The following is a 26,210-nucleotide window of genomic DNA, read 5'->3' as shown; positions in this document are numbered from 1 at the left end:
TACGCCGCGACGCGGGCAAGGCCGTCCTGATGGCTTGCCGGGTTCGATCCGGCCAAGCGGAACAGGGGAAAGTCAGTGAACAAGCAGGGTGAGCCGACGTTGATCGGCGGATGCGCGCGCGCGCGCGCGGGTTCGACAGGGTGGTCGCTGCGGAATCGCAGCCGGGCGTGGCGCTGGATGACCCTGGCGACATGGCTGCTGGCACCTGCCGCACTGGCTGCCGACCTGCAGATCACGGACCTTTCCGACACGGGCTACGATCCGACGCCGGCTGGCGGCGAGGTGGTCTACAACGTCACGGTCGAGAACGGTGCCGCCGATACGGTGCCCAACGCCGTGGTGATCTTCGACCTGCCTGCCGGCACCGTGGCCGGCACGCTGCCGGCGTTCTGCAGCGCCGACGCCGGCGTGCCCGCGCGCGTGGTGTGCGCGGTGGGCGAACTGGTGGGCACGCAGACGGCGCAGGGCGCGCCAGTCAGTTTCCAGCTCGGCGTCGATACGGGCGGCCAGGCGCCGGGCACGGTGACGATGCGTGGCGCCATCGGATTCGGTTCCGCGGTACCGCCGGCCGGCACGCCGATCACGGCACTCACGCCGGGCGATGCATTCTTCGCCAGCGACACCAACACCGCCAACAACCAGCGCAACGAAGCCACCACGCTGACGACCGCCGGCGACCTGCGCCTGCTCAAGAGCGCCACGCCGGATCCCGTGGTGGGCGGTGCCGAAGTCACCTACACGCTGACCGTGTTCAACGACGGTCCGAGCGCATCCACCAACTTCCGTGTCGTGGACACGCTGCCGGCAGCGACGACGTACGTGGCCAGCAGCTTCAATGGTGCTGGCTGGACGTTCAACAGCGGCACCATGACCGCGACCCACGCCGGCACGCTGGCGGTGGGCTCGAGCAGCAGCTTCACCTTCCGTGCCCGCGTGAACGCCGGCAGCGGCAACATCATCAACGCGGCGACGGTGGTAGCCATCGGCACGCCGGATGCGGATCCGAGCAACAACGATGCCGACGTCACCACCAGCATCACGCCGGGTGCCGACCTGGCACTGAGCAAGTCCGCGGCACCCGCGCCCGCGATCGCGGGCCAGTCCGTCACCTTCACCCTGACCGCGCGCAACCTCGGCCCGAGCGTGGCGCAGAACGTCAGCCTCACCGACGCGTTGCCGGCGGGCTTCGTGATCACCGGCGGCACCCAGCCGGGTGGCTGGAACTGCAGCAACGATGGTGCCAACGGCACGCGGACATGCACGCGCGCGGCGGGCATGCCGGTCGGCGCGGTGGAAACACTGACCATCGTCGCCACCGTGCCCTCCACGGGCGCCAACAGCAGCGGCGACGTCACCAACACGGCGACGATCACCTCCACCACGCCGGATCCGAACGGTCCGGTCCTGGGCGTGAACAACAACGATGGCAGCGTCACCTTCACCGTGCTGGCCGACGGTGCCGATCTGTCGATGACCAAGAGCAAGTCGCCGGCGCTGGTCGCGGTGTGGGATGGCATCGGCCCCGACACCGACAGCCGCATGACCTCGCTGATCCGCGTACGCAACCTGGGGCCGCGCGCCGCCAGCGGGCAGGTGCAGGTGGTCGACGAACTCGCAGCGGGTGAGGAGTTCGTGTCCGCGTCCGGTCCGTGGACCTGCGCGGTCGACAATCCGTACGCCGTGCCGCCCGCGCGGCAGCGCGTGACCTGCGACCTGAATGCCGGTTCGCTTCCGCTGGCGGTGAACAGCGACTCGCCGCAGCTGCAGATCATCAGCCGCGCGCGTGCCGCGGGCGCGCTGACCAATACCGCGTGCACCGGCGGCTCCAACGGTTCGGTCGAACCGCTGACGGCCGGCGGCATCGACCAGGATCCGGAAACCGGCAACGACTGCAGTGGCGCGGGCACCCGCACCACCGACGAGCGCGCCGACCTGCGCATCGCCAAGCAGACCAATGGCCCGGGCGATGCGGACAACGTGCTGACCGCCGCGCAGGACACGGTGACCTACACGCTCACCATCACCAACGACGGCCCGGACAGCACCACCGGCATCGTCGTGAACGATGCAATCCCGGGTTTCGTGGCCGGCCGCACCACCGTCAGCGCGAACGCACCCGCGGGCTGGAACTGCACGACCGGCGCGTCGGTCGTGTGCCGTTCCGGCACCACGGCCCTGGCGAATGGCGCCAGTGCCAGCATCGTACTGACGGTGCAGCGCGCGCTCTTCGACAGTGCCGGCCTTGGGGCAGGAACCTGTGGTGGCATGCCCACGACCAATGCGTTCTGCAATACCGCCGGGGTCGGCATCGATGCCGCCGTGGCGGGGTCGGTCGGCGAGATCAACGCGGCCAACAACAACGCGTCGGACTGGCTGCGGATCGATCGCGTCGCCAACGTGCAGACCACGGCGAAGAGCATCACCTCGGGCGCGACCGGCCAGGCCGGCGTCAACACGACCTACGTGATGTCGTTCCGCAACCAGGGGCCGTCGACGGTGCCGGGCGTGGTGTTCCGCGATGTGTTCACGCTGCCCGCCGACGATGCCGGTTTCGTGCTGATGTCGGCCACGCGCACCGGTGGCGGCACCGCCACGTGCACGGCCACGCCCGGTCCCGGCATCACCACGGCGCCTGCCGCAGGTGGTGTGTCGTATGCCAACCCGACGGCGGGCACCGCACAGGTCACGCTGACCTGCGTGCCGCTGTCGCTGGCCAATGGCCAGACCGAAAGCCTGACGGTGGTGATCCGTCCGAACGTCAACGTCGGCAACACCGGACGCGTGTTCACCAACGTGGCGGACTTCTTCTTCGACCGCAATAACGACGGTACGCCCGATCCGGCCAGTGGTTCGGATGCCAATGGCAGCTTCGATTTCAATACCGACGGCAGCGCCGGCGACGACCAGCGCAGCGCCAGCCTGCCGTTCAACAGCGGCAGCGTGGACCTGATCACCAACAAGGTGGATACCGGCTTCACCGGCGGCGTGGATCCGTTGGGCTACGACGCCGTGACACCGGCCAACAACGCCATCACGTATCGCGTGACCGTGCGCAACAACGGACCGTCGGTGGCGACGAACGTCCGCATCAGCGATACGTTGACGCCGCTCGCGGGCCGTACCGTGCGCTTCCTGGGCGTGTCCGCGTCGACAGCGGGGCCGTTCGTCGACACGGATTGCAGCGTAACCGCGGGCAGCAACCCTGCGGTGGGTGCGCCGCTGGTGCTGGATTGCGTGATGCCGGGCATCGGCTTCTCCACCAACCTGCCGGGTGTGGTGGCATCCGGCCAGACCAGCACGCTCTACCTGCGCTATGCCTACGAGACGCCGCCCGGCGCCTCCGGCGATACGCTGCTGAACTCGGCCACCGCCAGCTCGGCGGAGACCGACACCAACCTCGCCAACAACACCGCGGACCAGGACACGACGATCCGTTCGCGCGCCGACCTGGCCGTCACCAAGACCATGGTCGCGCTGGCACCCGACCCGGATCCCGCCGTGGCGCTGCCGCCCACCATCGGCTCGGTGTCGCTGCGACAGCCGTTCTATTACGTGATCGGCGGGGTCAACAACGGTCCGGGCGCGAGTCTCTCGCGCGACCGTACGGGTACCAGTCCGCTCAATGGCACCGGCACGGTGGTGACCGACACATTGCCGGCGAACCTCATCGTCACCGGTCCGATCACCTGGCGGAAGGATGGCCCCGATCCGGGCGGCGACGAACAACCCGTCGGGACGGGCACCTGCAGTCAGGCGGGCAACACCGTCACCTGCACCTTGGGCGACATGACGGTCACCGGTCGCGCACGCATCATCGTGCCCGCGCGCTGGGATGCGTATCCCGCGGGCGGTACCAGCAACAACACCGCGACCATCGCGACCGAACAGGTCGATCCGGTCCCGGGCAACAACACGACCACCGTGCCGCTCGGCGTCACGCGCTCCAGCCTGACGGGCGTGGTGTTCGAAGATCGTGACCGCACCGGCGCCAACGGCGGCACCCACCAGGGTGCAGCCACCGAGCCGGCCATCGCGGGCGTGACCATCACCCTGACCGGCATCGATGCGTACGGCAACGCCGTCAATCGCAGTGCCATCACCGCTGCCAACGGCAGTTACAGCTTCACCGATCTGTCGCCGGCCGATGCCGCCGGCTACACACTGACGCAGACGCAGCCTGCCGGCTTCGTCAACAGTCCCGCGGCCCTGCCCACCAGCGGTGGCGCGGAGCCTTCGCTGGGTGGCACCTACAGCGCCGGTTCGCCCAACTCGATCATCGCCGCCATCCCGGTCGGCGCCGACCAGGCCGGCGTGCGCTACGACTTCCCTGAAGTGCGCCGCCCGGCGCTGTCGGGCTTCGTCTACATCGACGGCAACTTCAACGACATCCGCGACGCGGGCGATGCGCCCATCAGCGGCGCCACGGTCGAACTGCTCGACGCCGGCACTGGTGCCGTCGTCGCGACGACGACGACGGATGGCAGCGGTGCCTACGGTTTCAGCAATTTGGATCCGCTGATCGTCTACACGCTGCGCGAAGTGCTGCCCACCGGCAGCTACCAGAACCGTCCGACGGCGGTGAATCCCGGCCAGGTCGGCGGCGCGCCGTGCGCCACGGGCTGTACGCCGGGCACCGGTGTGGCGGGTGATGCCGCCACCACCGACCGCATCAGCGGCATCGACCTGGGTGCGGGTACCGACGGCACCGTGTTCAACTTCGGCGAAGACGCCGTGGCCGGTATTTCCGGCAGCGTCTACGTGGACCGCAATGGCAACGGCAACTTCGACGGCGGTGACGCCGGCACGGTCAATTCGCGTCCCAACGGCGGGCTGCAGGGCGTCAGCGTCACGCTGACCGGTGCGGGCGCCGACGGCATTTTCGGCAATGGCGATGATCCGGCACCGGTGACGGTGCAGACCGATGCCAATGGCGCCTACCAGTTCGCCGGCCTGGTGGTCGGGCAGGACTACCGCGTCAGCGAAACGCAGCCCGCGGGCTATGCCGACGGCACCGAAAATCCCAGCAACGCCATCGACATCGCCAACCTGCCGCCGGCCGGTTCCGCCGGCAACGACTTCGGTGAAACGCTGGGTTCGCTGGCGGGCCTGGTGTTCGAGGATTTCTCGGCCACTGCAGCCAACAACAACAACGGCATCTTCGACGGTGGCGAGAATCCGATCGCCAACGTCACCGTGACGCTGACCGGCACCGATGTGCTGGGCAATGCGGTCAATGTCACCGCGCAGACCGATGCGGCCGGTGCGTACGTATTCCGCGATCTGCTGCCGCCGCAGGCCGGCACCACGTACACGATCACCGAGACGCAGCCCACCGGCTACATCGATGGCCGGCACACGCCGGGCAATGCCGCCACGCCGGGCAGTGCCACCACGTCGAACGTGATCGACGGCATCGCGATCACTGCGGGCCAGGCGGCCACCGGCTACCTGTTCGGCGAACTCGCCAATGCCGTCATCAGCGGCACGGTCTATCTGGACCGCAACGACAACGGCGACCAGGATGGTGGCGAACCCGGCATCCCCGGCGTCACCGTGGTCATCGAAGGCGCCGGCCCGGATGGCGTGTTCGGCACTGGCGACGATCTGCCGCCGGTCACGCTGACCACCGATGCGAACGGCGGCTACAGCTACGGCGGCGCGATCACGGGGCAGAACTACCGCATCGTCGAAACGCAGCCCACCGGCCTGGCCGATGGGCAGGAGAACACCTCCAACCGCATCACGCTGACCAACCTGCCGGCCGCCGGTTCCAGCGGCAACGACTTCGGCGAACTGGCGGCATCGCTGTCCGGCAGTGTGTGGCTGGATGCCAACAACAACGGCGTGCGCGAAGCGGGTGAGAACGGCATCGCCGGTGTCAGCGTCAGCCTGCCTGCCGGCACGCTGGATGCGCTGGGCAATGCCGTCGCTGCCGCCGTGACCGACGCCAATGGCGAGTACCGCTTCGGCGATCTGCTGGCCGGCACCTATGCGGTGACCGAGCAGGCTGCGCAGCCCGTCGTGGGGGGCGTCGCCACGCTCAATGGCATCACGGTGGCCGGCACTGTCGGTGGCAGCAGCAGCGGCACCGCCACGCCCGTGACGACCCTGCCCAGCGCCATCGCAGGCATCGTCCTGCCCGCGGGCGGCGATTCGGTACAGAACAACTTCGGTGAAACGCTGGGCGTGTCGCTGTCCGGCCGCGTGTTCTTCGATGCCAACAACGACGGCGTGCAGTCGGGCGCGGCCGAAACCGGCATCGAAGGCGTGACCCTCACCCTGACCGGTACCGATGACACCGGCGCGTCGGTGTCGGTGACCACGACCACCGATGCGAACGGCGACTACGCCTTCGATGGCCTGCGTCCCGGCACCTACACGGTGACCGAACCGCAGCAGCCCACCGGCACCAGCAACGGCCAGACCGTCGCGGGCACCGTCGGCGGCACGTCGACCGGCACCGCCACACCGATCGCCACCGTGCCCAGCGCGATCAGCACCATCGACCTGACCACGCCGGGCAGCGCATCGGTCGACAACCTGTTCGGCGAGATTCCGCTGAACAGCGCGATCAGCGGCCGCGTGTGGGAAGACACCGACAACGACGGCGTCATCGACCCGTCCGAGCAGGGCATCGGCAACGTGGTCGTGCGCCTGACCGGCACCGATCTGGCCGGCAACACCATCACCCGCGAGGTGACCACGCAGCCGGATGGCAGCTATGCCTTCACCGAACTGCCGCCGGGCACGTACACCATCACCGAGCCCGACCAGCCGGCCGGCACGCTCAACGGCACCACCGTGCCCGGCACGGGGGGCGGCACCGCCACGCCGCCGACCAGCACACCGTCGGTGATCAGCACTGTCGTGCTGGGCGTGGGCGAGGAGGCCAGCGGCAACAACTTCGGTGAAGTGCCTTCCGGCAGCATCGCCGGCCGCGTCTACAACGACGGCAACAACAACGGCGTGATCGATGCCGGCGAAGGCGGCTTCCCCAACGTGCAGGTCGTGCTGACCGGCACCAATGAGCTGGGCGAAACGGTCGACGTCACCGTCACCACCGACAGCGAAGGCCGCTACCGCTTCGACGACCTGCGCCCGGGCACCTACACGGTGACCGAGCCCACCCAGCCGGCGGAGACCCTCAACGGCATCACCACGCCGGGCACCCTCGATGGCACGCCGGTGGGCGTCGCCACGCCGGTGAGCACCACGCCGTCGGCCATCAGCGGGATCGTGTTGCCGCCGGGCGGCGATTCCATCGACAACAACTTCGGCGAGATCGGCGATTCGCCGGACCTGGTGGTCAGCAAGACCGCCACGCCCACCACGTTCACCGTCAACAACCCGGGCAGCTACACCATCCGTGTGCGCAACATCGGCCAGCAGCCGAGCGCGGGTGAGTACGTGGTGGAAGACCGCCTGCCGGCCGGCCTCACGCTGGCGGCCACGCCGACCGGCAACGGCTGGACCTGCACCGGCGCTTCCGGCGACAACCGCTTCCGCTGCAGCAGCAGTGCGGTGATCGCGGCGGGTGCCACGCTGGCCGATGCCATCGTCGCGCAGGTCCGAGTGGATGCGTCGGCGGCGACCGGTTCGCCGGTCAACAACGCCGTGCTGGTGGGAGGCGGCGGCGAGAACGAGTTCCGCACGCCGACCACCGATGAGCGCGCCGACTTCGAAGGCAATCCGGCCGACCTGCCGGTGTGCGATCCGGCGATCACGCAGAACGCGTGCCGCCTGCCCACCGCCGTGCAGTTGTCTGCGTCGGTGTCGGGCACGGTGTGGTTCGACCAGGGCAGCGAGTTCGGCCTGATCGATGGCGGCGACCGTCGCCTGTCCGGCTGGGTGGTGGAGGTGGTGAACGGCAGCGGCCAGGTCGTCGGCACGGCGACCACGGGCGCGGACGGTACGTACTCGATCGCCGACCAGGTGCCGGGCATCCCGCTGGCCATCCGTTTCCGCGACCCGGCGACGGGCGTGGTCTGGGGCCTGCCGGTCAGTGGCGAAACCGTCACCGGTCCGCCGGTGCCGTGCGATGCGGGCAGTGCCGTCGCCAACGGCACGGCCAGTTCGTGCCGCAGCAGCGACAACGGCTTCACGCATCTGGCGGTGGTCCTGGCGCCGGGCGCCAACCTGCCGCAGCAGAGCCTGCCGCTGAATCCCGGTGGCGTGGTGTACGACGCGACCACGCGCACGCCGGTCCCCGGTTCACGCGTCACGCTCACGCCGGTGGGTACCTGCGCGGGCTACGCGCCCGAGCAGCACGTGCTGAACGCCGCGCTGGGCGGCTACACCGTGCAGGGCACGTCGGTGTCGATGACGGTCGGTGCGGAAGGCTTCTACCAGTTCCTGCTCGGTCCGGATGCGCCTGCCTCGTGCCGCTTCCAGCTGGAAGTGACGCCGCCGGCCGGCTACGCGTTCGAGTCCGGGATGATCCCGGCGGAAACCGCGCCGCTGTCGCCGCCGTCCACGCCGGGCGTGGGGCATCCGGTGCAGACCAATGCCACCGCGCCGACGGCGCCGGTGGGTACGGCAACCCGCTACTACCTGGAGCTGACGCTCGGTTCGGGCGTGGCAGTGCCGGTGCACAACCACATCCCGCTCGACCCGCAAGTCGCACCGGGCCTGGTCATCACCAAGACCGGCGACCGCAAGACGGTGGAAGTGGGCGACAGCCTGGTCTACACCATCACCATCCGCCAGACGGCGGGTGCGTCGATGGGCACGGTCAACGTGGTCGACCGCCTGCCGCACGGGTTCACCTTCATCGACGGCACCGCACGTGTCGATGGTGCGGGCATCGCCAATCCGCTGGGCAAGCCCGGCCCGACGCTGGTGTTCGATGTCGGTCCGCTCGCGGTGGGCGCGCAGAAGACGCTCAGCTACCGCGTGCGCGTCGGCGTGGGCAGCCAGCAGGGCGACGGCATCAACCGGGCGCGTGCCCATGGCTGTTCCATCGAGGGCGGTTGCGTGGATCCGACCACGCTGGCGCCGTACCCGAACGGCGGCGTGGTGCCGTCCAATCCGGCCGAGTACCGCGTGATCGTCAGCGGTGGCGTGTTCACCGACGAAGGCTGCGTGCTGGGCAAGATCTTCGTGGACTGCAACGTCAACCACGTGCAGGACCGCGAAGAGATCGGCATCCCCGGCGTACGCATGTACTTCGAGGACGGCACCTGGATGGTCAGCGACTCGGAAGGCAAGTACAGCTACTGCGGCCTGCCGCCGAAGAGCCACACGCTGAAGGTCGATCCGTCCACGCTGCCGGTCGGCTCGCGCCTGACCACCAGCAGCAACCGCAACCTGGGCGATGCGGACAGCCTCTTCATCGACCTGAAGAACGGCGAGCTGCACCGCGCGGACTTCATCGAGGGCAGCTGCTCCAACCCGGTGATGGAACAGGTGAAGGCGCGCCGCACGCAGGGCGAGATCCGCGCGCCGGAGACCGAACGCAACCAGCAACCGTTGCGCTTCGACAGCAAGCCGGCGCGCGCGCCGCAGCAGGCCACCGATTCGGCCAACCAGCAGCCGATCGTCGCGCCGAGGCCGACCGCCACGGACGGGGATGAAGGCACGGAGGTGCAGCCATGAGCCGCATCCCCTCCCGCCCCTCAGCCCCGTCGGAAGCCAAGCCCATGCGTGTCACGCGTCATTCCCACCATCCGCTGGCGCTCGCCCTCGCGCTGGCCATCGTGCCCACGCTGGCGACGGCGCAGACCGTGTCCGGCGACCAGCGCTTCACGCCCGTGCTGGGGCAGGGCACGCCCCTGTTCCCGCAATCCCCGCAGCTGCAGGACACCGCCTCGCAACCGCTGTACGCGCAGCCGGGCAACGTGGACTACCGCGTCAACGCGGGCGTCGACCGCGTGGTGGTCGATGTCGACCGCGACGGCGTCCCGGCCGATGGCCAGTCGCCGGTGCGCGTGGTGGTGCAGCTGTTCGATGCCGACGGCAAGCCGATGGCGGGCGACGCGTTCGCCACCATCGAGCACACCGGTGGGCGCATCAAGCTGCCGGACGGACGCACCGACGAACTCGGTCCCGGCCGGCTGGATGCCGACAAGGCCACGCCCGGCGTGCAGCTTCCCGTGCGCGACGGCAGGGCCGAATTCGAACTGCTCGCGCCGCATGATCCGCAGGACGTGCTGCTGCGGGTGACGTCGGGCGCGCACAGCGCCGAGGGCGTGGTCGGCTTCGTGCCGGAAATGCGCGACATGATCGCCACCGGCCTGATCGAAGGCGTGATCAACTTCCGCCGCAACGGCGACGGGCTGATCAACGGCACCCAGCGCGGCGATGGCTTCGAGCGCGAGATCCGTCGCTGGGAGAAGCAGTTCAACAGCGGCAAGGCCAACGGTGCGGCGCGTGCGGCGTTCTTCGCCAAGGGCACCATCAAGGGTGAATACCTTCTCACCGCGGCCTACGATTCCGACAAGGAGGTGCGTGCCCGCCTGTTGCGCGACATCCAGCCGGAAGAGTTCTACCCCGTATACGGCGACGCCTCGCTGCGCGGCTTCGATGCGCGTTCGGCCGAACGCCTGTACGTGCGCGTGGACAAGGGCCGCAGCTACCTGCTGTATGGCGATTTCCAGACCGGCGACAACCTCGCGACGCAGACCGGCGTGGATGCCGGCACCCGCGCCGCGCCGCGCGTGCTGGGCACCTACAACCGCACCGCCACCGGCCTGGGCTGGCACTTCGAAAATGCACGCGTGCGCGGCAACGTGTTCGCCATCGAGGATTCGCTGCGCCAGGTGATCGAGGAACTGCCCGCCTCCGGCAGCGGTCCTTACGGCCTGCGCAACAATGCGGTGCTGGAAGGCAGCGAGCGCGTGGAAGTGGTCGTCCGCGATCGCAACCAGCCTTCGCGCATCGTCTCGGTGCGTCCGCTGGGGCGGCTGGTGGACTACAGCTTCGAGCCGTTCTCCGGGCGCATCCTGCTCAACAGCTTCCTGCCGTCGTTCGACAGCGATCTCAACCCCGTTTCGCTGCGCATCACCTACGAACTGGACCAGGGAACCGAGAAGTTCCTGGTACTGGGCGCGGATGCGCAGCTGCGCGTGGGCGAGCACGGCGAGATCGGTGGCTCGTACGTGGACGACCGCAATCCGTTCGCCGCCTTCGAGATGGGCAGCGCGAACATCGGCTACCGCCTGGGCGCGAACACGTGGCTGGTGGCCGAAGCCGCGCGCACGCGCAGCGAAGTGAACACCAACTCGGTCAACCAGTACGGAACGCCCGCGCTGCAGGGCCTCAGCGGGCTTGTGGAGGGCAACGCGTGGCGGGTGGAGCTGGGACACGCCAGCGAGGACGTGGACCTGAAGCTGTTCGCCGGCCAGTCCGATCCGGAGTTCAACAATCCCGCTTCGCCGCTGTACGGCGGCCGCGGCGAGTACAGCCTGACCACGCGCTGGCGTCTCAACGACCGGTTCGAGCTGTATGCCGAAGGGCTGCGCAGCGAAGACCGCAATCCCGATGGGGGCGAACGCAACGCCGCCAGCGCGGGCACGCGGGTGAAGCTGACCGACAAGCTGACGCTGGATGTCGGCTACCGCGCCATCCGCGAGACCGTGGGCGCCTACTACACCTGGGCCACCAACAGCGGCTACGGCAACATCGGCGGATTGTCCGGCGGCTATGCCACCGGCGCCGGCGGTGGTGCGCTGGGCTATGGCCAGCAACCGCTCGATCCGTTGACCGGCCTGCCGATCATCAGCAGCGGCAACCCGAACGACGTGGCCAGCGGCCTGCCGGTAGGCACCGAACTGTCCTCGGACATGCTGCGCATCGGCGTGGGCTATCGCGCCAGCGACCGTTTCAGCCTGGGCGGCGAAGTGGAGCAGGACATCCATGGCGAGGACCGCAACCGCGTGGCGCTCGGCATGGACTACCAGCTGCGCGAACGCAGTCGCGTGTATGGCCGCTACGAAAAGCAGACCGGCATCAGCGGCGTCAACGGCCTGACCCAGGATGGCCGCGAAGCGGACACGCTCGCGCTGGGCGTGGATACCAGCTTCATCAAGGATACCCAGCTGTTCTCGGAGTACCGGCTGCGTGACGCCATCGCGGGCCGCGACATCCAGGCCGCGTCGGGCATCCGCAACCGCTGGGACCTGCGCGAGGGCCTGCGCCTGGATACATCGTTGGAACATACCAACGTGATCTCCGGCAACGTCGGCGATTCGACCGGCATCGGCGTCGCGCTGGACTACACCGCCAATCCGATGTGGCGCGGCAGCGTGCGCGTGGAGCATCGCATCTCCGACGACGTGGCCGGCACGCCGACCAACGAGGGCTACAACACCACGCTGCTGCAGTTCCTGGCGGCCCGCAAGCTGAGCCGCGACTGGACGCTGCTGGCACGCAACTACCTGCTGCGCACCGAGTACGACGCGCGCGGCGACGTGTTGCAGGACCGTTTCCAGATCGGTGCGGCGTACCGCGACACGGACACCAACCGCGTCAACGCGCTGGCCCGCTACGAGTACAAGCTGGAGAAGGACGAGAGCGGCATGGACAGCTCGGGCTTCGGTTCGGACACGGGCCAGGACATCCGCACCAGCGCGCACATCGTCTCGGCGCATGCCGACTGGCATCCGTCGCGGCCGTGGTGGCTGACCGGCCGCGTGGCCGCGAAGTGGCAGCAGGACAGCTTCTTCTATGCCGACACCGGCCGCGTCGATGACGACTTCAACGCGGTGCTGGTCTCCGGCCGCGTGGTCTACGACATCACCGAGAACTGGGACATCGGCGTGCTGGGTTCCGCGTTCCGCGGCCAGGACGGCGCCAACCAGTATGCGTTCGGCGTGGAAGTGGGGCGGCTGCTGCGGCAGAACCTCTGGCTGTCGGCGGGCTACAACGCCACGGGCTTCCGCGGCGACGAGGACCTGACCGGTTACGAGTACACGCAGCAGGGCGCGTTCATCCGCCTGCGCTTCAAGTTCGACGAAGACCTTTTCCGTAGAGACGACGTCCGCTACCGCGACCCGGTGCGCTGAGGAAACACGACATGACCATCACCAAGCCCACCCTTCTCGCCGCCGCCGTCCTCGCCACCCTGGCCATCGGCGCCAGCGCGCAGCAGACCGTGCTCACCCCGCAACGCGACCGGATCACCGACGAGGCCATCCACGCCGACCTGTCCGGCTACGAGCACACGCAGGGGCGCATCAAGGCGCTCAACGATGCGGGCCGCCCGGTGCGCGACTACCACCTGTCCAAGGCGCAGTGCTGGCTGGACGTGTCCTTCCACGAATACAGCCGCAACGACCGCAGCGACTTCCCGCAGGAAGCGCTGACCGAATCGGAGAAGCTCATCGTCGGCATGGAACAGGGCGTGTCACCGCTGCCGACCGACACCCCGCTGGTGAACGGTGCCGCACGCGTGCGCGAGGATCTGTGGCAACGCCTGCGTGCCATCCACGGCACGCCGGGCTTCAGCTGCGCGCAACAGGCCGTGGCCTGTGGCGAAGTGGAACTGGTGCACGCGGGCAACGAGTTCAACCAGCAGCAGTGGCGCCACGCCAAGCCCTACATCCAGATCGCCGAGGACTGGATCAGCGACGCCGAAGCCATGGCGCGCCAATGCGGCGCCGCTCCCGACGCACCCGCCGCAGTGCCCGTCGGCACCGCGCTGACCGTCAACGTGCTGTTCGAGTTCGATCGCTCCGGTCGCGACGACATCCGGGTCTACTCGCTGTGGAGCCTCGATCGCGAACTGGCCCGCCTGCCCAAGGAAGGACTGACGCTGACGGGCGTGGAACTGGTGGGCCACGCCGACCGTCTGCAGGGGCGCGGATTCGACTACAACCAGGCGCTCTCCGAACGGCGTGCCCAGACCGTGCAGGCCTTGCTCATGGAGCGCGGCATTGATCCGGCCATGATCGCGTACACCTTCAAGGGTGACGTGGAGCAGGTCCAGCAGTGCGAGGGTGTGAAGCCCCAGGCGGCCCTGCGCGAATGCCTGATCCCCAATCGTCGCGTCGAAGTGCGGTTGCTCGTCCAGTCCGCCCGGGTCGACTCACAGTAACGCCTATACTTCACCCGTCTTCGTGGATGGATGGAGTGGAGTGATGGGAAACCTGCGCGTCGTCCGGTCGTCCGGAGAGCGGATTCATGAGTGAGGGCGACATCCTCGTCGCCCGCGGGCGCCAGGGTATTCCGGCATCGCGTCTGGCCCGCCTGTGGCGCGCGCCCATGGCCTGGTGGCGCGATGTACCCATCGCCGACCCGGTCGACAGGCGCAATGCGCCGATGCTGCAACTGATCTCGTCGCTGCTGGCGGTGCTGCCTGCGCTGGCGTGGGCGTATCGCGCCTTTGCGGTCGATATCCCGTGGCGGCCGGGCGAATTGACCAGCATGGCGCTGAGCCTGTCGGTGTGTGCCGCCGCCGCCATCAGCTTCGCGCTGATCCGGCATGGACGTTTCGCGTGGGCTTCGCGGCTGTTGCTGGTGGTGTTCGCCGCCTCCGTGGTGCCTGCCTACCTGGCCACCGGGTTCGGTGCCCAACGCTTCGAGCAGCCCGTGCTGGTCATCTGGATGGCGATCGCGGGGCTCGTGGTGGGCAGGGCGGCGCTCTGGCTGATGTTCGCCTGCATCGTGGCCGCGTTCTTCCTGGGCATCTCGATGGATGTGTCCCGCCAGGGCGATGCCGCCGCGCTGTACGGCGACGCCGCGTTCAGTGCCGCCATGTTCCTGATGATCGCCATCGTGCTCGATCGCAGTTCGGCCGCGTTGCGCCAGAGCCTGGGCGAAGCCACGGAGCGCGGGAACCAGCTGGCGGCGGCGAACCAGCGCCTGCTGCAGGAGATCAACGAACGCGAGCTCGCACAGGAGCAACTCATCCACGCGCGCAAGGTCGAGGCGGTGGGTCGACTGGCGGGAGGTGTGGCGCACGATTTCGGCAACATCATGGCCGTGATCAGCGGTCATGCGCGCAAGGGCCTCAGGGCGGGCCAGGTCGAAGACGGCAGGACATCATTCGAAGGCATCGAGGCGGCGGCGCGCCGGGCGACGCTGCTGACCCACAAGCTGATGACGTTCGCGCGCCAGGACGACTACGCGGAAGAGACCTTCGATGCCGCCAGCGCCCTGGCGGACGTCCAGTCCATGCTGCGCCAGTTGCTCAAGCCCGAGGTGGAACTGCGGTTCGCCTTGGGCGATGCCCCATCGCCGATCCGGATGGACAGGGACCGGTTCGAGCTCATGGTCCTCAACATCGCGGCCAACGCGGATCATGCAATGCCCCATGGTGGCGTCTTCTCCATCGGCGTCGCGCAAGGTGACGACGGTGGCAGCGTGCTGGAGTTCGCCGATACCGGCGCCGGCATGGGGGAAGAGGTGCTGGCGCGTGTCTTCGACCCCTTCTTCACCACCAAGCCGGCGGGCGAGGGCACCGGTCTTGGCCTATCCGTCATCCGCGACCTGGTGACACGGGCAGGCGGTGCGATCACGGCACAGAGCCAGGTGGGCGTCGGGACCACGTTCAGGGTCGTACTCCCCGCAGCGGCACGATGAAACGCCTGCCGGGGCGATCCCGGCAAGTGCTGGCCCCGGCCAGTGGGATCCGGGCCGGACGTCGCCCCTGAAAGCCGCGGAACGTCTTCACCCGTTGTCCAGCAGGCGGGGCAATCCGGAGGCCGCGGCGTCGGCTGCATTGCTGACCAGTGCGAAGCTGGTGTCGCGCACCGACCAGTACCGCGCCAGCAGGTCGCCATCGCGGCGCTGGCCTTGGCCACGCAACTGGCCGCGCGGACGCAGGTAGAAGCCCACGCGTGCGCCCGATCCATCCTGATAGACAAGCATCGCGGCGGCGCCCTGTTCGGTGGAGAGCAATCGCCCGCCCATCAATCGGTAGCCGGCCGCGCGCAGGTCGGGCACCCGTCCCGCTTCGCCGAAATGGCGGTGCAGCCAGCGCTGCAGATCGTCGGTGCGGCTGGCATCGAACTCCATCGGCGGCGCATCGGCATCCACGTATTGGCGATACGCGGCGACGGCATCCGCCATCGGCAACGCGGCCTGCCCCGGCCGCATGTCGCGCGCCTGCCAGCCCGCGCCGCCACCCACGCCGAAGGCCAGCAGCATCGCCGCCGCGATGCCCAGGCGGGCACGCCTGCGCGCGCCGAGCCGGCGGCGCACCTGGGCCGGTTCCAGCGCCGCGTTCGAGCTCCAGTGCTCCGGGTGTGCATGCAGGGTGCGCAGCCGCTCGGCATCCTGCTTCCAGCCTTCCACCTGGACGGCATGCGCCGGGTGGGCGGTGAGCCAGGCTTCGACCTGGGCCCGGCGTGCAGGGGGGAGCCTGCCATCCACGTAGGCGTGCAGCTCGCTGTCGTCGGGGGAGGGGTGCAGTGCATCGATGTTCATCGCAGGGCCCTCAGCACGGGAGCGGCAGGGTCGTTTTCGTCGTCCATCGCACGCAATGCCTGCCGCGCCCGCGACAGGCGCGACATCACCGTGCCGATGGGAATGCCGAGGACTTCGGCCGCTTCGCGATATCCCAGGCCCTCCACGCTCACCAGCATCAACAGGGCGCGCTGGTCCGCTGGCAGGCGCGTGAACGCGGACAGCGACGTACGAGCGTCGAAGACCTGATCCGGCATTGGCGGGCGATGCGCGTCCTCGGTGGCGAACAGGGATGCGATGCGCTTCCAGCGCGCCGCGCGCCGATGGTCGTCGACGAACTGGCGGTACAGCACCGAGAACAGCCAGGGCTGCAAGGCGGCTTCGTCGCGCCGGGTGTCGCCGCGGGTCAACGCGCGTTCCAGCGTGGCCTGCACCAGGTCGTCGGCCGCTGCGGGGTCGGTCGCCAGCGAGCGTGCGAACCGGCGCAGGCGCGGGATCAGCACGCGCAGGGTGTCATCATCCAGTGGCGGTGAAGCAGGCATGGGGAAGCACGCGGTGCGGGGTCCGGGATGGGACGCATGGGCAGGCAGGATTATTCCGCATGGCCCGTGACAAGGGGGCGCGACACCCGCGGCAGCGGGAATAAATCGCGCCACGCGGCGTCCTACCGTCATCCCACGCTGCAGGAACTCCCCATGTCGAGCCCTCCCCCCGATCCGCTCCCGCCGACAACCTCCACCGCGCCGTGGCCAGCCCTGGTCGCCATCGCCACGCTCCTCCTGGTCCTGGCCGCGGCGTTCGCCTGGGTGGGAGGCTGGATCGGCAGGGATCGCTTGACAGCGCCGCGCCTGGTGGATGCCATCGAGGGCGGCAAGCCCTATCCCGGCTTCCGTCGCGCGCACAGCAAAGGCGTCTGCGTGGCCGGCTATTTCGAACCTTCAGCGCAAGCCGCGCGGCTGTCGCGTGCACGGGTGTTCCATCAGCCACGCACGGCGGTGCAGGGCCGGCTGTCGATCGGGGGCGCCGATCCGCATGCGCCCGACGCGCAGGCGCGGGTACGCAGCCTGGCGCTGTTGCTGAAGACCGACGATGGACAGGAGTGGCGCATGGCGATGAACAGCTTCCCCTTCTTCGCCGTGGCCACGCCGGCCGGATTCCACGCGCAGTTGGTGGCATCGCGTCCGGATCCGGCAACGGGCAAGCCGGATCCGGCCAGGATGGCGGCGTTCCTTGCCGAGTATCCGGAGGCGAAGCGGTTCCAGGCGTGGGCGAAATCCGCCGCCTGGTCGAGCAGCTGGGCGAACACGGCCTACAACGGGGTCAACGCGTTCCGCTTCATCGATGCCGCCGGACGCGAACGCTTCGTGCGCTGGTCGATGCGGCCACAGGCGCCCTTCGAACCCCTGGGCGATGCAGAACGCGAGCACGCCGATGCGGACTATCTGCATGAGGATCTCCAGGCGCGCCTGCAGCAGGGTCCGCTGCGCTGGAACCTGGTCGTCACCGAGGCGGCAGCCGGCGATCCGGTCGACGATCCATCGCAGGCCTGGCCCGAAGACCGCCCGCAGCACGTCGCCGGCGTCCTGGTGCTGGAGCGCAGCCAGCCGCAGGCCACCGGCCCGTGCCGCGACGTGAACTACGACCCGACGGTGGTGCCGGAAGGCATCGCGCTTTCCGGCGATCCGATCCTGGCGGCGCGCGCGGCGGCCTATGCGGTGTCGTTCAACCGTCGAGAGCGCGAGACCGCCCGGGGCGATGACGGGGAGGCCGCGCGATGAATCGCCACGGACATTTCGATGCGCTTGCCCGTCTGCTGCATTGGGGCATGGCCGTCCTGATCCTCTCGATGCTGTTCATCGGCGTGGGCATGGTCGCCTCGTTGGCGCTGCGCCCCGTGCTGATCGATCTGCACCGGCCGCTCGGCATCGCCATCCTGCTGCTGGCGCTGGTGCGGCTGTACCACCGTTGGCGCAGTCCGCCGCCTCCGCTGCCTGCGGACCTGCCACGTCCGCAGGTGATCGCCGCGAAGGCCTCGCACGGGCTGCTCTACGCGTTGATGCTGGCCATGCCGCTGCTGGGCTGGGCGACGGTGTCGGCAGGCGGTTATCCGGTGCAGATGGTCGGCACCCTGGCACTGCCTGCGCTCGTCCCGCACGACCCGACGCTCTACGCCTGGTTGCGCGGCGCGCATGGCGTGCTCGGTTACGCGCTGTTCGCACTGGTGATGGCGCACCTGGGCGCCGCCCTGTATCACGCCTGGGTACGTCGTGATGGCGTATTCGAAGCGATGGCGCGGAGTGGTGCGCCACGGACGGTGCCGGCACGGGACGCGACGGCCATGCGGGAATCCGATGTCGCGGAAGACTGAATTCCCGCGTGGCGCCGCCATCCGGAGGGCAGCGCAGGCCCGGGATTCATGACCAGCACGCGGGCGATGGCCCTGATGCTTCGCATGCTCTCCGGAACAGCCGACCGGGCGTCACGTGTTGATACCCATGCGCGGCATGGCAGGTACAAGCCGGTGTCTGCCCCTGTGTGCGGATTGAACGGATGGATGAGACCGCTTGTTGCAGGAAGGCGTCGGGCTGTACGAAGATGTCCCGCGTGATCCTTCTCAAGCAAAAAGTGCGTCCGCAAGCGGGTCATTGACGTCTCATGCGCGGATGAATGTCGGAACACGCGACGGCCTGCCAGATTCATCCGGTTGCAGGCCTACCAATCCCTGGTGGATGGTCAGCAGCGACAGGATGGGCTGAACGTGCGTATTCCGCGCCTGGAGCGGGCGGAGCGGACTTTTCGCTGGCCTGTGCTCCGCGCCATCGCCCCGCCTTCCGGTCCATGCATGCAAGCGATGTCGCGAATCCGTTGGAAAACCGGCACCCTGCTGCTGATCCCGTGCGCCGCCGCGATGGCGGCGGATGAGCAGCGGGTGGCTGCAGCGACGCTTGACCGCATCGTGGTCACCGCCACGCGCCTCGAATCGGTGGATGCCTTCGACGTGCCGGCCTCCGTCGATACCGTGGTGTTGGGCGATGGCGGTGCGCGGCCTCTTTCCGCATTGTCGGAAGCGCTGGACGGCATCCCCGGATTGCGTGCGCGCGAACGGCAGAATCTGGCGCAGGACACGCAGCTTTCGATCCGCGGCTTCGGCGCGCGCTCCACCTTCGGCGTGCGCGGACTGCGCCTGTACGCCGATGGCGTGCCCGCGACCATGCCCGACGGGCAGGGCCAGGTATCCCACTTCAACATGCAGGGCGCGGATCGCGTGGAAGTGCTGCGTGGTCCGTTCTCCGCCTTGCATGGCAACTCTTCAGGCGGCGTGATCCAACTGTGGAGCGACATTCCCGGGGAGGGTCATGAGGCCCGAGTGCAGGCAGGCGCGGGCAGCCACGGCAACCGCGTGCTGGGTGCACGGGTGCGCGGTGCCGGCGATGTGGCGGGTTACAGCGTGGCGGCGTCGATGCTGGAGACGGACGGCTACCGCGCGCATAGCGCCGCGCGCCGCGAATCGCTGAATGCGAAAGTCCGGTTGAAGCCCGGCCGTGCCACGCTGGACCTGGTCCTCAATCATTTCGACGCGCCCGACGCCAAGGACCCCCTCGGCCTCACGCGTGCGCAGGCGTGGCAGGATCCGCGCCAGGCAACGTCGGTGGCGACCCAGTTCGACACGCGCAAATCCGTCCGGCAGGACCAGCTGGGCACCGTGTACGAATGGCCTTTCGCCAGCGGACACCTGTTGCGGGCGATGGCCTATGGTGGACGCCGCGACGTCGAGCAGTATCTCGCGTTGCCGGGCGCGGCGCAGGCCAATCCCCTCAACGCCGGCGGCGTGATCGATCTCGACAACGACTACGGCGGAGCCGACCTGCGCTGGTCATGGACGGGCGAGCTTGCCGGGCGTGCGTTCGAGGTCAGCGCAGGCGCGAATGCCGATCGGCAGCGCCAGCATCGTCGCGGCTACGAGAATTTCGTCGGCCCGGCGCTGGGCGTGCGGGGCGCGTTGCGTCGCGACGAGCGCAACCAGGTGTGGAATGTCGACCAGTACGCGCAAGCCTGGTGGCAGTTCGCATCCCGCTGGTCCGTGCTGGCCGGCGCGCGCCACAGCCGCATCGCATTCCGCTCGCGGGATGCCTACATCACGGCTACCAATCCCGACGATAGTGGCCAGGTGACGTACGAGCGCACCATGCCGGTGGCGGGGCTGGTGTACGCGCCCATCGATGCGCTGCGGTTGTACGCATCGACCGGGCGCGGCTTCGAGACGCCGACGTTCAACGAGATCGGCTATCGCGCCGATGGCGGGGCCGGGCTGGCGTTCGATCTGCGACCGGCGATCAGCCGGAACATGGAGCTGGGGATGAAGTGGCGTGGCGGGCAGGGCGCCCGCATCGACGCTGCGCTGTTCCGCGCCGATACGGACGACGAGCTGGCGGTCGCACGCAACGTGGGTGGCCGGAGCAGCTACCGCAACGCCGGCGCTGCACGGCGCCAGGGCGTGGAACTGCAGGCGGGCCTGCAGCTGCACGCCGCCTGGCAGCTGCAGCTGGCCTACACGTGGCTGGACGCGACGTTCCGCGACGGCTTCCCCATCTGCACCTCGAGCGGTTGCACCACGCCGGGAGTGCAGGTCGCGGCCGGCACGCGCATCCCCGGGGTCGCCCGGCAGCAGGCATCGGTGCGCCTGGGCTGGCAGGGCGAGCAGTGGAGCGCGGCCGCCCAGCTGCTGGGCGTCGGCGCCGTCACGGTGAACGATACCGGCAGCGAACGCGCCCCCGGCCATGGCCTGCTGAACCTCGAACTCGCGCGCGATTGGCCGGCGGGCAGCGGGCGCCTGCAGGGCTTCGCCCGCATCGACAACGCGCTGGACCGTTTCCATATCGGTTCCGTCATCGTCAACGAAGGCAACGGCCGCTTCTACGAGCCCGGGGCCGGGCGCACGTTCATCGTGGGGCTGCGCTGGCATTGGGCGGACCGCTGACGGCGCATCGGTCTCCTGGCGCGCCTACGCCGATCGATGGGGAAGATGGACACTGGCGCGCAGGCCCCCGTTGCGGCGGTTCGACAGCGTCACATCGCCACCGTGGGCGAGCACGGTGGATTTCACGGATGCCAGGCCCAGCCCGATGCCGCCCGTGCTGCGGTTGCGTGAGGCATCCCCGCGCACGAAGGGCATGAACAACTGCTCTTCCTGCGTGGAATCGATGCCGGGCCCCTCATCGTCCACCTGCAGGCGATAACCTTCCGGCTCCGCCGTCAGCGTGAGCTGCGCGCGTTGTCCGTACTTGAGCGCGTTGTCGACCAGGTTGGCGACCATGCGCCGCAGCGACAACGGGTCGCCTTTCATCGGCGCGGGCGGGCCGTCCGCAAGCTGCACGTCGTGCCCGGTATCGCGCAGGTTGTCGACCACGCTTTCCACCAGCAGGCGAAGATCGAGTGATTCGTGCGCGCGCAGGCGATTCTGGTCGTGGATGAACTCCAGCGTGGCATCGATCATCTGCGACATCTCGTTGATGTCGGCGGACGCCTTGCCGCGTGCATCGGGAGGCAGCGCATCCAGCCGGAACGCCAGCCGTGCGAGTGGTGTGCGCAGGTCATGGGCGATGGCGCCCGCCATCTCGCTGCGTTCTTTCAGCAGGCGGTTCAGTCGCGCCTGCATGGCGTTGAAGGCGGTGGCGGCGCTGGCGATCTCGCTGGGACCCGTGAGGGGGAGGGGCGGAGCATCGGCGTCACGGCCCATCCGGTTGGCAGCACGCGTGAACTGGTGGATCGGTGACGCCAGCGCACGCGAGAACCACCATGCCAGCGGCGTCAGCGCCAGCACGCCCGCGAGGAACAGGGTGCCCAGCCTTGCGATGAAGGCAGCACGATTGCGCGTGTTCTCGACGACCCGCCAGCGCCCGTCGGCCTGACGGTAGGCCGCCACGAAATCGCCGCGAAGGGGAGCGTCGGGGTGCCAGTTGGGCGGGAACGGCGGCGGTCCGCCTTTCACGTCGACGGCTCCCTGCGCTCGTCCTTCCCCCGGCATGCCTCCGGGCGGGGGAACGGGAGGTGCTGACGCAGGCGGCGCGGGAAACGGCGCGAGCGAGAAGGGTGGCCGGGGGCCTTGCAGGTGGAAGAAGCGCACCCGTTCCACTTCGCTGCCCAGCCATTGGGCGAGCAGTGCGGAGAACAGCGGCGAGGCACGGTAGCGCGCAGCGTCGGGCGACGGCGCCTGGTCGGCGTAGGAGACCTGCAGGTCGGGGCTCGTTGCGGGCATGCGCGAAGACAGCAACGCCGTCAGCTCGCTCAAGGCGATGCCATCCGCGGGCGGCCGGTACAGCAGTACCGCCATGCCGACGGTATACGCGACCACCAGCGCGACAAGCAGGAGGAGGAATGTCCGTGCGAAAAGCGGCAGGCGCCGACGGTTCGTCATCGGCGCACGACGGAAGGCAGCAGCATGTAGCCCTCGTTGCGCACGGTGCGGATCATTTCCGTGCCGCCACGCTCGTTGAGCTTCCGGCGCAGCCGACTGACCTGGCTGTCGATGGCCCGGTCGTATACATCCACGTTGTGGCCGCGCGCGTAGTCCAGCAACTGGTCACGGCTGAGCACGCGCTGCGGATGTTCGATGAAGGTGCGCAGCAGCGCGAACTCGCCATCGGAAAGATTGATGTAAGTGCCCGCAGGATCGCGCAGTTCACGGCGGGCCACATCCAGGCTCCAGCCATCGAAACCGAAGACGGTAGCGCCGTTCGGGCCGGTACCGCCATCGCCGGCGGGAGACCGACGGCGCAGAAGCGCGCGCACGCGGGCCAGCAGTTCGCGCGGATTGCACGGTTTGGCGAGGTAATCGTCGGCGCCGACTTCCAGGCCGATGATGCGGTCGGTATCCGTGCCGAGCGCGCTGAGCATGATCACCGGAGGGCCGGACTCGCTGGCCAACCGGCGTGCGGCGACCAAGCCATCCTCGCCCGGCATCATCACGTCCAGCACGATCAGGTCGGGTCGCCGCCGCGCAATGGCATCCCGCATCGCGGCCGTATCGCCCACCTCGTCCACGCGATAACCGTGCTCGCGCAGGAAGCCGCCGATCAGCGTGCGCAGTTCGGGGTCGTCGTCGACCACCAGGATGTGGGAGCTCAGGTCCATGGCGCGGGGGCGTGCAGCGTCCGTGAGAAGTATGCGTCATTCCCCGGTCCTTCCCGACACAGGGGAAAAGAGCCGCCATGAGGGATGGCGGCAGGGGATTTCCAGGGGAGAGTACAAGGTTGGTCTGTCGCCAACGCCACCGCAGGGTGCAACGCGTTCTTCGCGCCGGTATGTCGTCGTGTGTCGCGACGTGGCACTGCCCCCGGCACGAGGTGACACACGACGACATAGGCAAGCGACACGGCGCGTCCATCCTCACCACTCCCCGCCGCCGATGTTCGCCCATGCCATCCGTTCCGCCTTGCAGGGCCGTGTGGCGGCGGCCGCAGTTCCATGCGTGCGACGGATTCATCCGCTGCGGAGCCTGCAGACACCATGCCCGCCAACCCCCTTCTCAAGGAGCTTCCTTGTTGCTCGCCACGCCCTCCCGCGCCGCCCTGTTGGGCTTGCTGGCCTTCGGGCTCGCCGCCTGCTGCTCGCCGCCGCATCTGCATCGTCCACCGCCGCCTGTACCTTTCGGTCACGACGGACCGCCACATCATCCGCATGCGGATGGGTATAGCGTGCCGCCGATGCCGGATCCGGAGCTCAGGGACGCGATCGCGCGCTGCGCCGACGAGCTCGACCTGCCGTTTCCTGCCGCGGATGCCTCGCATGAACCGCCCCTGCTTGATCCGGAGCAGCACGACCTGCTGGACGCATGCCTGGAAGACCAAGGGTATCCACCACCCCCGCCGGCAAAGAGCCACTGGGACGACCCGGTTTGATCCTGCCGCCGCATAGGCTGTCCGGCTTGCCCCGGACACCACCGCGTGAGCTCCTGCATTGACTGGCGCAACCGCGACAGGTCCGCGACCGCGCGCCGCAGGCTACGTGTGGCAGGTGCCGGCCGATGCCAAGGACCGCCTGATTGCGTGCCTGGTGAGCGTCATCGTCCTGGCGCTGACCGCACGCGTGCTGATGCTGCACCGCCCTGTCGTGCGTGCGGAGGCATCCGAATCCACGCTGCAGATACGCTTCATTGCACGCGCGACCGTGACACGGGCCCCGCGCGCGTCAGCGCGTCCGTTCCGCCCGGACCAGGACGAGCAGGGCCTGCCGTCGGCGCTGCGCAGGACCGCGTCACCGGCCACGTCCTCGGTGCGGGTCCATGCGGACCAACGCGTCCCACTCGTGCTGTACGGACGCGATGGACGCTTGCTTCTGCCGGAAGATGCGGCAGGGCGCGCCGTGCCGGTGCGGCCGCCACCGGGCGCGGGAGAAGGTGTGGCGCGCAACAACGCGCCGGGTCCCTTCGACCGTCGCAATCCCGTTGATTACCGGGAGACCCGGTTCGACAAGGCCTGGCTCGGGAAAGGCACTGCCGGAGACAGCCTGCTGGAGAACGCGCACGGAACCGTCACCGGCACGGTGGTCATTCCGTTGGGGACGCGCGATCAGCCCGCACGCGCGCGCCCACCACCTGAGGTCCGCTTCAATCCCGCATACCACGAGCGAGTGGCGGATCTCGGCAGCGAAGCAACAGGAGACGCCTACAAGGCGGCGCCCATCGCGTCCGAACCGGCTCCTGGCCTGGAAGGGGCCGCGAGCCGCGCGATCAGGGCGCAATTGGCGGCACTCGGTGCGGATTTTCCGCATTGCCGGAAGTCGCTGTATGCAGAACTGCTGCGGCCCATCCAGCAGCACCTGTCGCAGTTGGAGCGCGTGGAGCATGCGTTCGCGAACGGAGCCGACCCGACGCGCGTGGAACACCTGTTGCCACGGGAGGCCGACATGGCCTACAACCTGGCGCGCCGCGCCGCTTGGCATGCGCGCGCGATGTTGTCGTCGTGCCCGCGCTGAACGGGATGCCCCGTCGAGCGTTTATCGCAGGCGGAAGTTCATGGCGTGGCGGCGCGCGTGCTGCCGGATCGCGACGCATGCGCAGGCGATGGGCGTTCCAACGCGACGTGGCGCATGATGTCGATGAAGGGCGCCACCCAGTACACATCCGGATGGGCAGCCAGGTGCCGCAGCAACGCTTCGTGTGCGTCGTTGGAGACGGCCAGGTGGTCGCCGCCGATGCCATGGAAGGTGAAGTTGACCATCGTGCCCCGTCGCGCGGCCTCTTCGACGCGTGCGATCAGCGCTTCGCCGGTCACCTCGACCGGAACGTCCACCGGCACCGCCATCGGATCGAGTGTCGCCATGTCCGCGACCACGCCACCCTGCCCCAGCTTGATTGCCACAAATGCCGATGCGACGGCGTCGACATAGTTTCCGTCGCGCGCCTGCGTATCACCGCAGGGCACGGTCATGGTCCGTTCGTGCCGGCCATCCAGTGCGGTCAGCATGACATTCGCCAGCAGCACCTGGTCGCGCATCTGCGCCACGGTGACGCTGTCGAGATCGCGGTGTGCCTCCACCCAGTCGCGATCAGGCCGGGCGCCCGAGCATTGGTGGAACAGGCTGTGGTTCCCGAGCTCATGGCCGTTGCGTGCGGCGGCCGCCCACTCCTGTTGCCGCGTACGCAGCGTGTCGGAGGACAGCGTCAGGTAGAACGTGCCCTTCAGGCCGTGGCGGTCGAGTGCGGGGATCGCATTGTCCAGCTGCGACGGGACCGCATCGTCGTAGGCCAGGCTCACGGCAGCACGACGTCCGTCCGGCCATGCGAAAGCATCCGCGGCGGAGGTGGGTGCGCCCGGCAGCAGCAACAACAGGACAAGCAACGGACGCATGTCGGACTCCCCGCAGCG

The 26,210-nt window shown here is 68.9% G+C and carries 14 protein-coding genes; 9 read left to right on the top strand and 5 right to left on the bottom strand.

What is annotated here, in order from left to right; genetic code table 11:
• Positions 1-75: 75 nt before the first annotated feature.
• The 4 genes from WBN46_RS06600 (at position 76) to WBN46_RS06585 (ending at position 15,519) form a co-directional block, all read left to right on the top strand.
• Entirely contained in the window at positions 76-9,594 is a 9,519-nt protein-coding gene (locus WBN46_RS06600; RefSeq protein ID WP_337730804.1) for an SdrD B-like domain-containing protein, read from the top strand.
• Positions 9,591-13,001: a hypothetical protein gene (locus tag WBN46_RS06595; protein WP_337730803.1), complete on the top strand. Its 3,411-nt coding sequence runs from the start codon at positions 9,591-9,593 to the stop codon at positions 12,999-13,001. Before WBN46_RS06600 ends, WBN46_RS06595 begins: the two co-directional genes overlap by 4 nt.
• 11 nt (positions 13,002-13,012) lie before the next feature.
• Positions 13,013-14,032 carry an OmpA family protein gene (locus tag WBN46_RS06590; RefSeq protein ID WP_337730802.1) on the top strand — a complete coding sequence of 340 codons (1,020 nt, stop codon included), beginning with the start codon at positions 13,013-13,015 and terminating at the stop codon, positions 14,030-14,032.
• An 86-nt stretch (positions 14,033-14,118) separates the two neighbouring features.
• Complete coding sequence (locus tag WBN46_RS06585; RefSeq protein ID WP_337730801.1) at positions 14,119-15,519, top strand: ATP-binding protein; 1,401 nt, start codon at positions 14,119-14,121, stop codon at positions 15,517-15,519.
• 87 nt (positions 15,520-15,606) lie between these two features.
• Here the strand turns inward: WBN46_RS06585 and WBN46_RS06580 are convergent, their stop codons facing one another.
• Both WBN46_RS06580 and WBN46_RS06575 read right to left on the bottom strand, forming a co-directional pair.
• Entirely contained in the window at positions 15,607-16,365 is a 759-nt protein-coding gene (locus WBN46_RS06580) for an anti-sigma factor (RefSeq protein ID WP_337730800.1), read from the bottom strand.
• A complete protein-coding gene (locus WBN46_RS06575) occupies positions 16,362-16,886 on the bottom strand; it encodes a sigma-70 family RNA polymerase sigma factor (protein ID WP_337730799.1) in 525 nt (174 codons plus the stop codon). Before WBN46_RS06575 ends, WBN46_RS06580 begins: the two co-directional genes overlap by 4 nt.
• A 153-nt stretch (positions 16,887-17,039) precedes the next feature.
• On the opposite strand from WBN46_RS06575, the gene WBN46_RS06570 reads away from it, so the two are divergent.
• From WBN46_RS06570 to WBN46_RS06560, 3 genes are all read left to right on the top strand, one after another.
• Entirely contained in the window at positions 17,040-18,122 is a 1,083-nt protein-coding gene (locus WBN46_RS06570) for a catalase family peroxidase (protein WP_337730798.1), read from the top strand.
• On the top strand, positions 18,119-18,712 hold the full coding sequence (locus WBN46_RS06565; RefSeq protein ID WP_337730797.1) for a cytochrome b/b6 domain-containing protein: 594 nt from the start codon (positions 18,119-18,121) through the stop codon (positions 18,710-18,712). The genes WBN46_RS06570 and WBN46_RS06565 overlap by 4 nt, the downstream gene beginning before the upstream one ends.
• A gap of 540 nt (positions 18,713-19,252) precedes the next feature.
• Entirely contained in the window at positions 19,253-21,322 is a 2,070-nt protein-coding gene (locus WBN46_RS06560) for a TonB-dependent receptor (RefSeq protein WP_337730900.1), read from the top strand.
• 24 nt (positions 21,323-21,346) lie between these two features.
• On the opposite strand, the gene WBN46_RS06555 is transcribed toward WBN46_RS06560, so the two are convergent.
• Positions 21,347-22,759, bottom strand: coding sequence for an ATP-binding protein (locus WBN46_RS06555; protein WP_337730796.1), 1,413 nt, complete (start codon positions 22,757-22,759; stop codon positions 21,347-21,349).
• Positions 22,756-23,475 carry a response regulator gene (locus WBN46_RS06550; RefSeq protein ID WP_337730795.1) on the bottom strand — a complete coding sequence of 240 codons (720 nt, stop codon included), beginning with the start codon at positions 23,473-23,475 and terminating at the stop codon, positions 22,756-22,758. The genes WBN46_RS06555 and WBN46_RS06550 overlap by 4 nt, the downstream gene beginning before the upstream one ends.
• Positions 23,476-23,885: 410 nt before the next feature.
• Here WBN46_RS06550 and WBN46_RS06545 point away from each other — a divergent pair, with 410 nt between their 5' ends.
• Positions 23,886-24,242 carry a hypothetical protein gene (locus WBN46_RS06545; RefSeq protein WP_337730794.1) on the top strand — a complete coding sequence of 119 codons (357 nt, stop codon included), beginning with the start codon at positions 23,886-23,888 and terminating at the stop codon, positions 24,240-24,242.
• 58 nt (positions 24,243-24,300) lie between these two features.
• On the top strand, positions 24,301-25,317 hold the full coding sequence (locus tag WBN46_RS06540; protein WP_337730793.1) for a hypothetical protein: 1,017 nt from the start codon (positions 24,301-24,303) through the stop codon (positions 25,315-25,317).
• A 38-nt stretch (positions 25,318-25,355) separates the two neighbouring features.
• Here WBN46_RS06540 and WBN46_RS06535 read toward each other — a convergent pair whose 3' ends face one another.
• On the bottom strand, positions 25,356-26,192 hold the full coding sequence (locus WBN46_RS06535; protein ID WP_337730792.1) for a polysaccharide deacetylase family protein: 837 nt from the start codon (positions 26,190-26,192) through the stop codon (positions 25,356-25,358).
• Between the last annotated feature and the right edge of the window lie 18 nt (positions 26,193-26,210).

The sequence above is a fragment of the Pseudoxanthomonas sp. CCNWLW251 genome, assembly GCF_037402255.1.
In the GTDB taxonomy this organism is placed as follows: domain Bacteria; phylum Pseudomonadota; class Gammaproteobacteria; order Xanthomonadales; family Xanthomonadaceae; genus Pseudoxanthomonas_A.
Note: the sequence above shows the minus strand (reverse complement) of the source record. Positions and strands in the feature narration are given on the sequence as shown.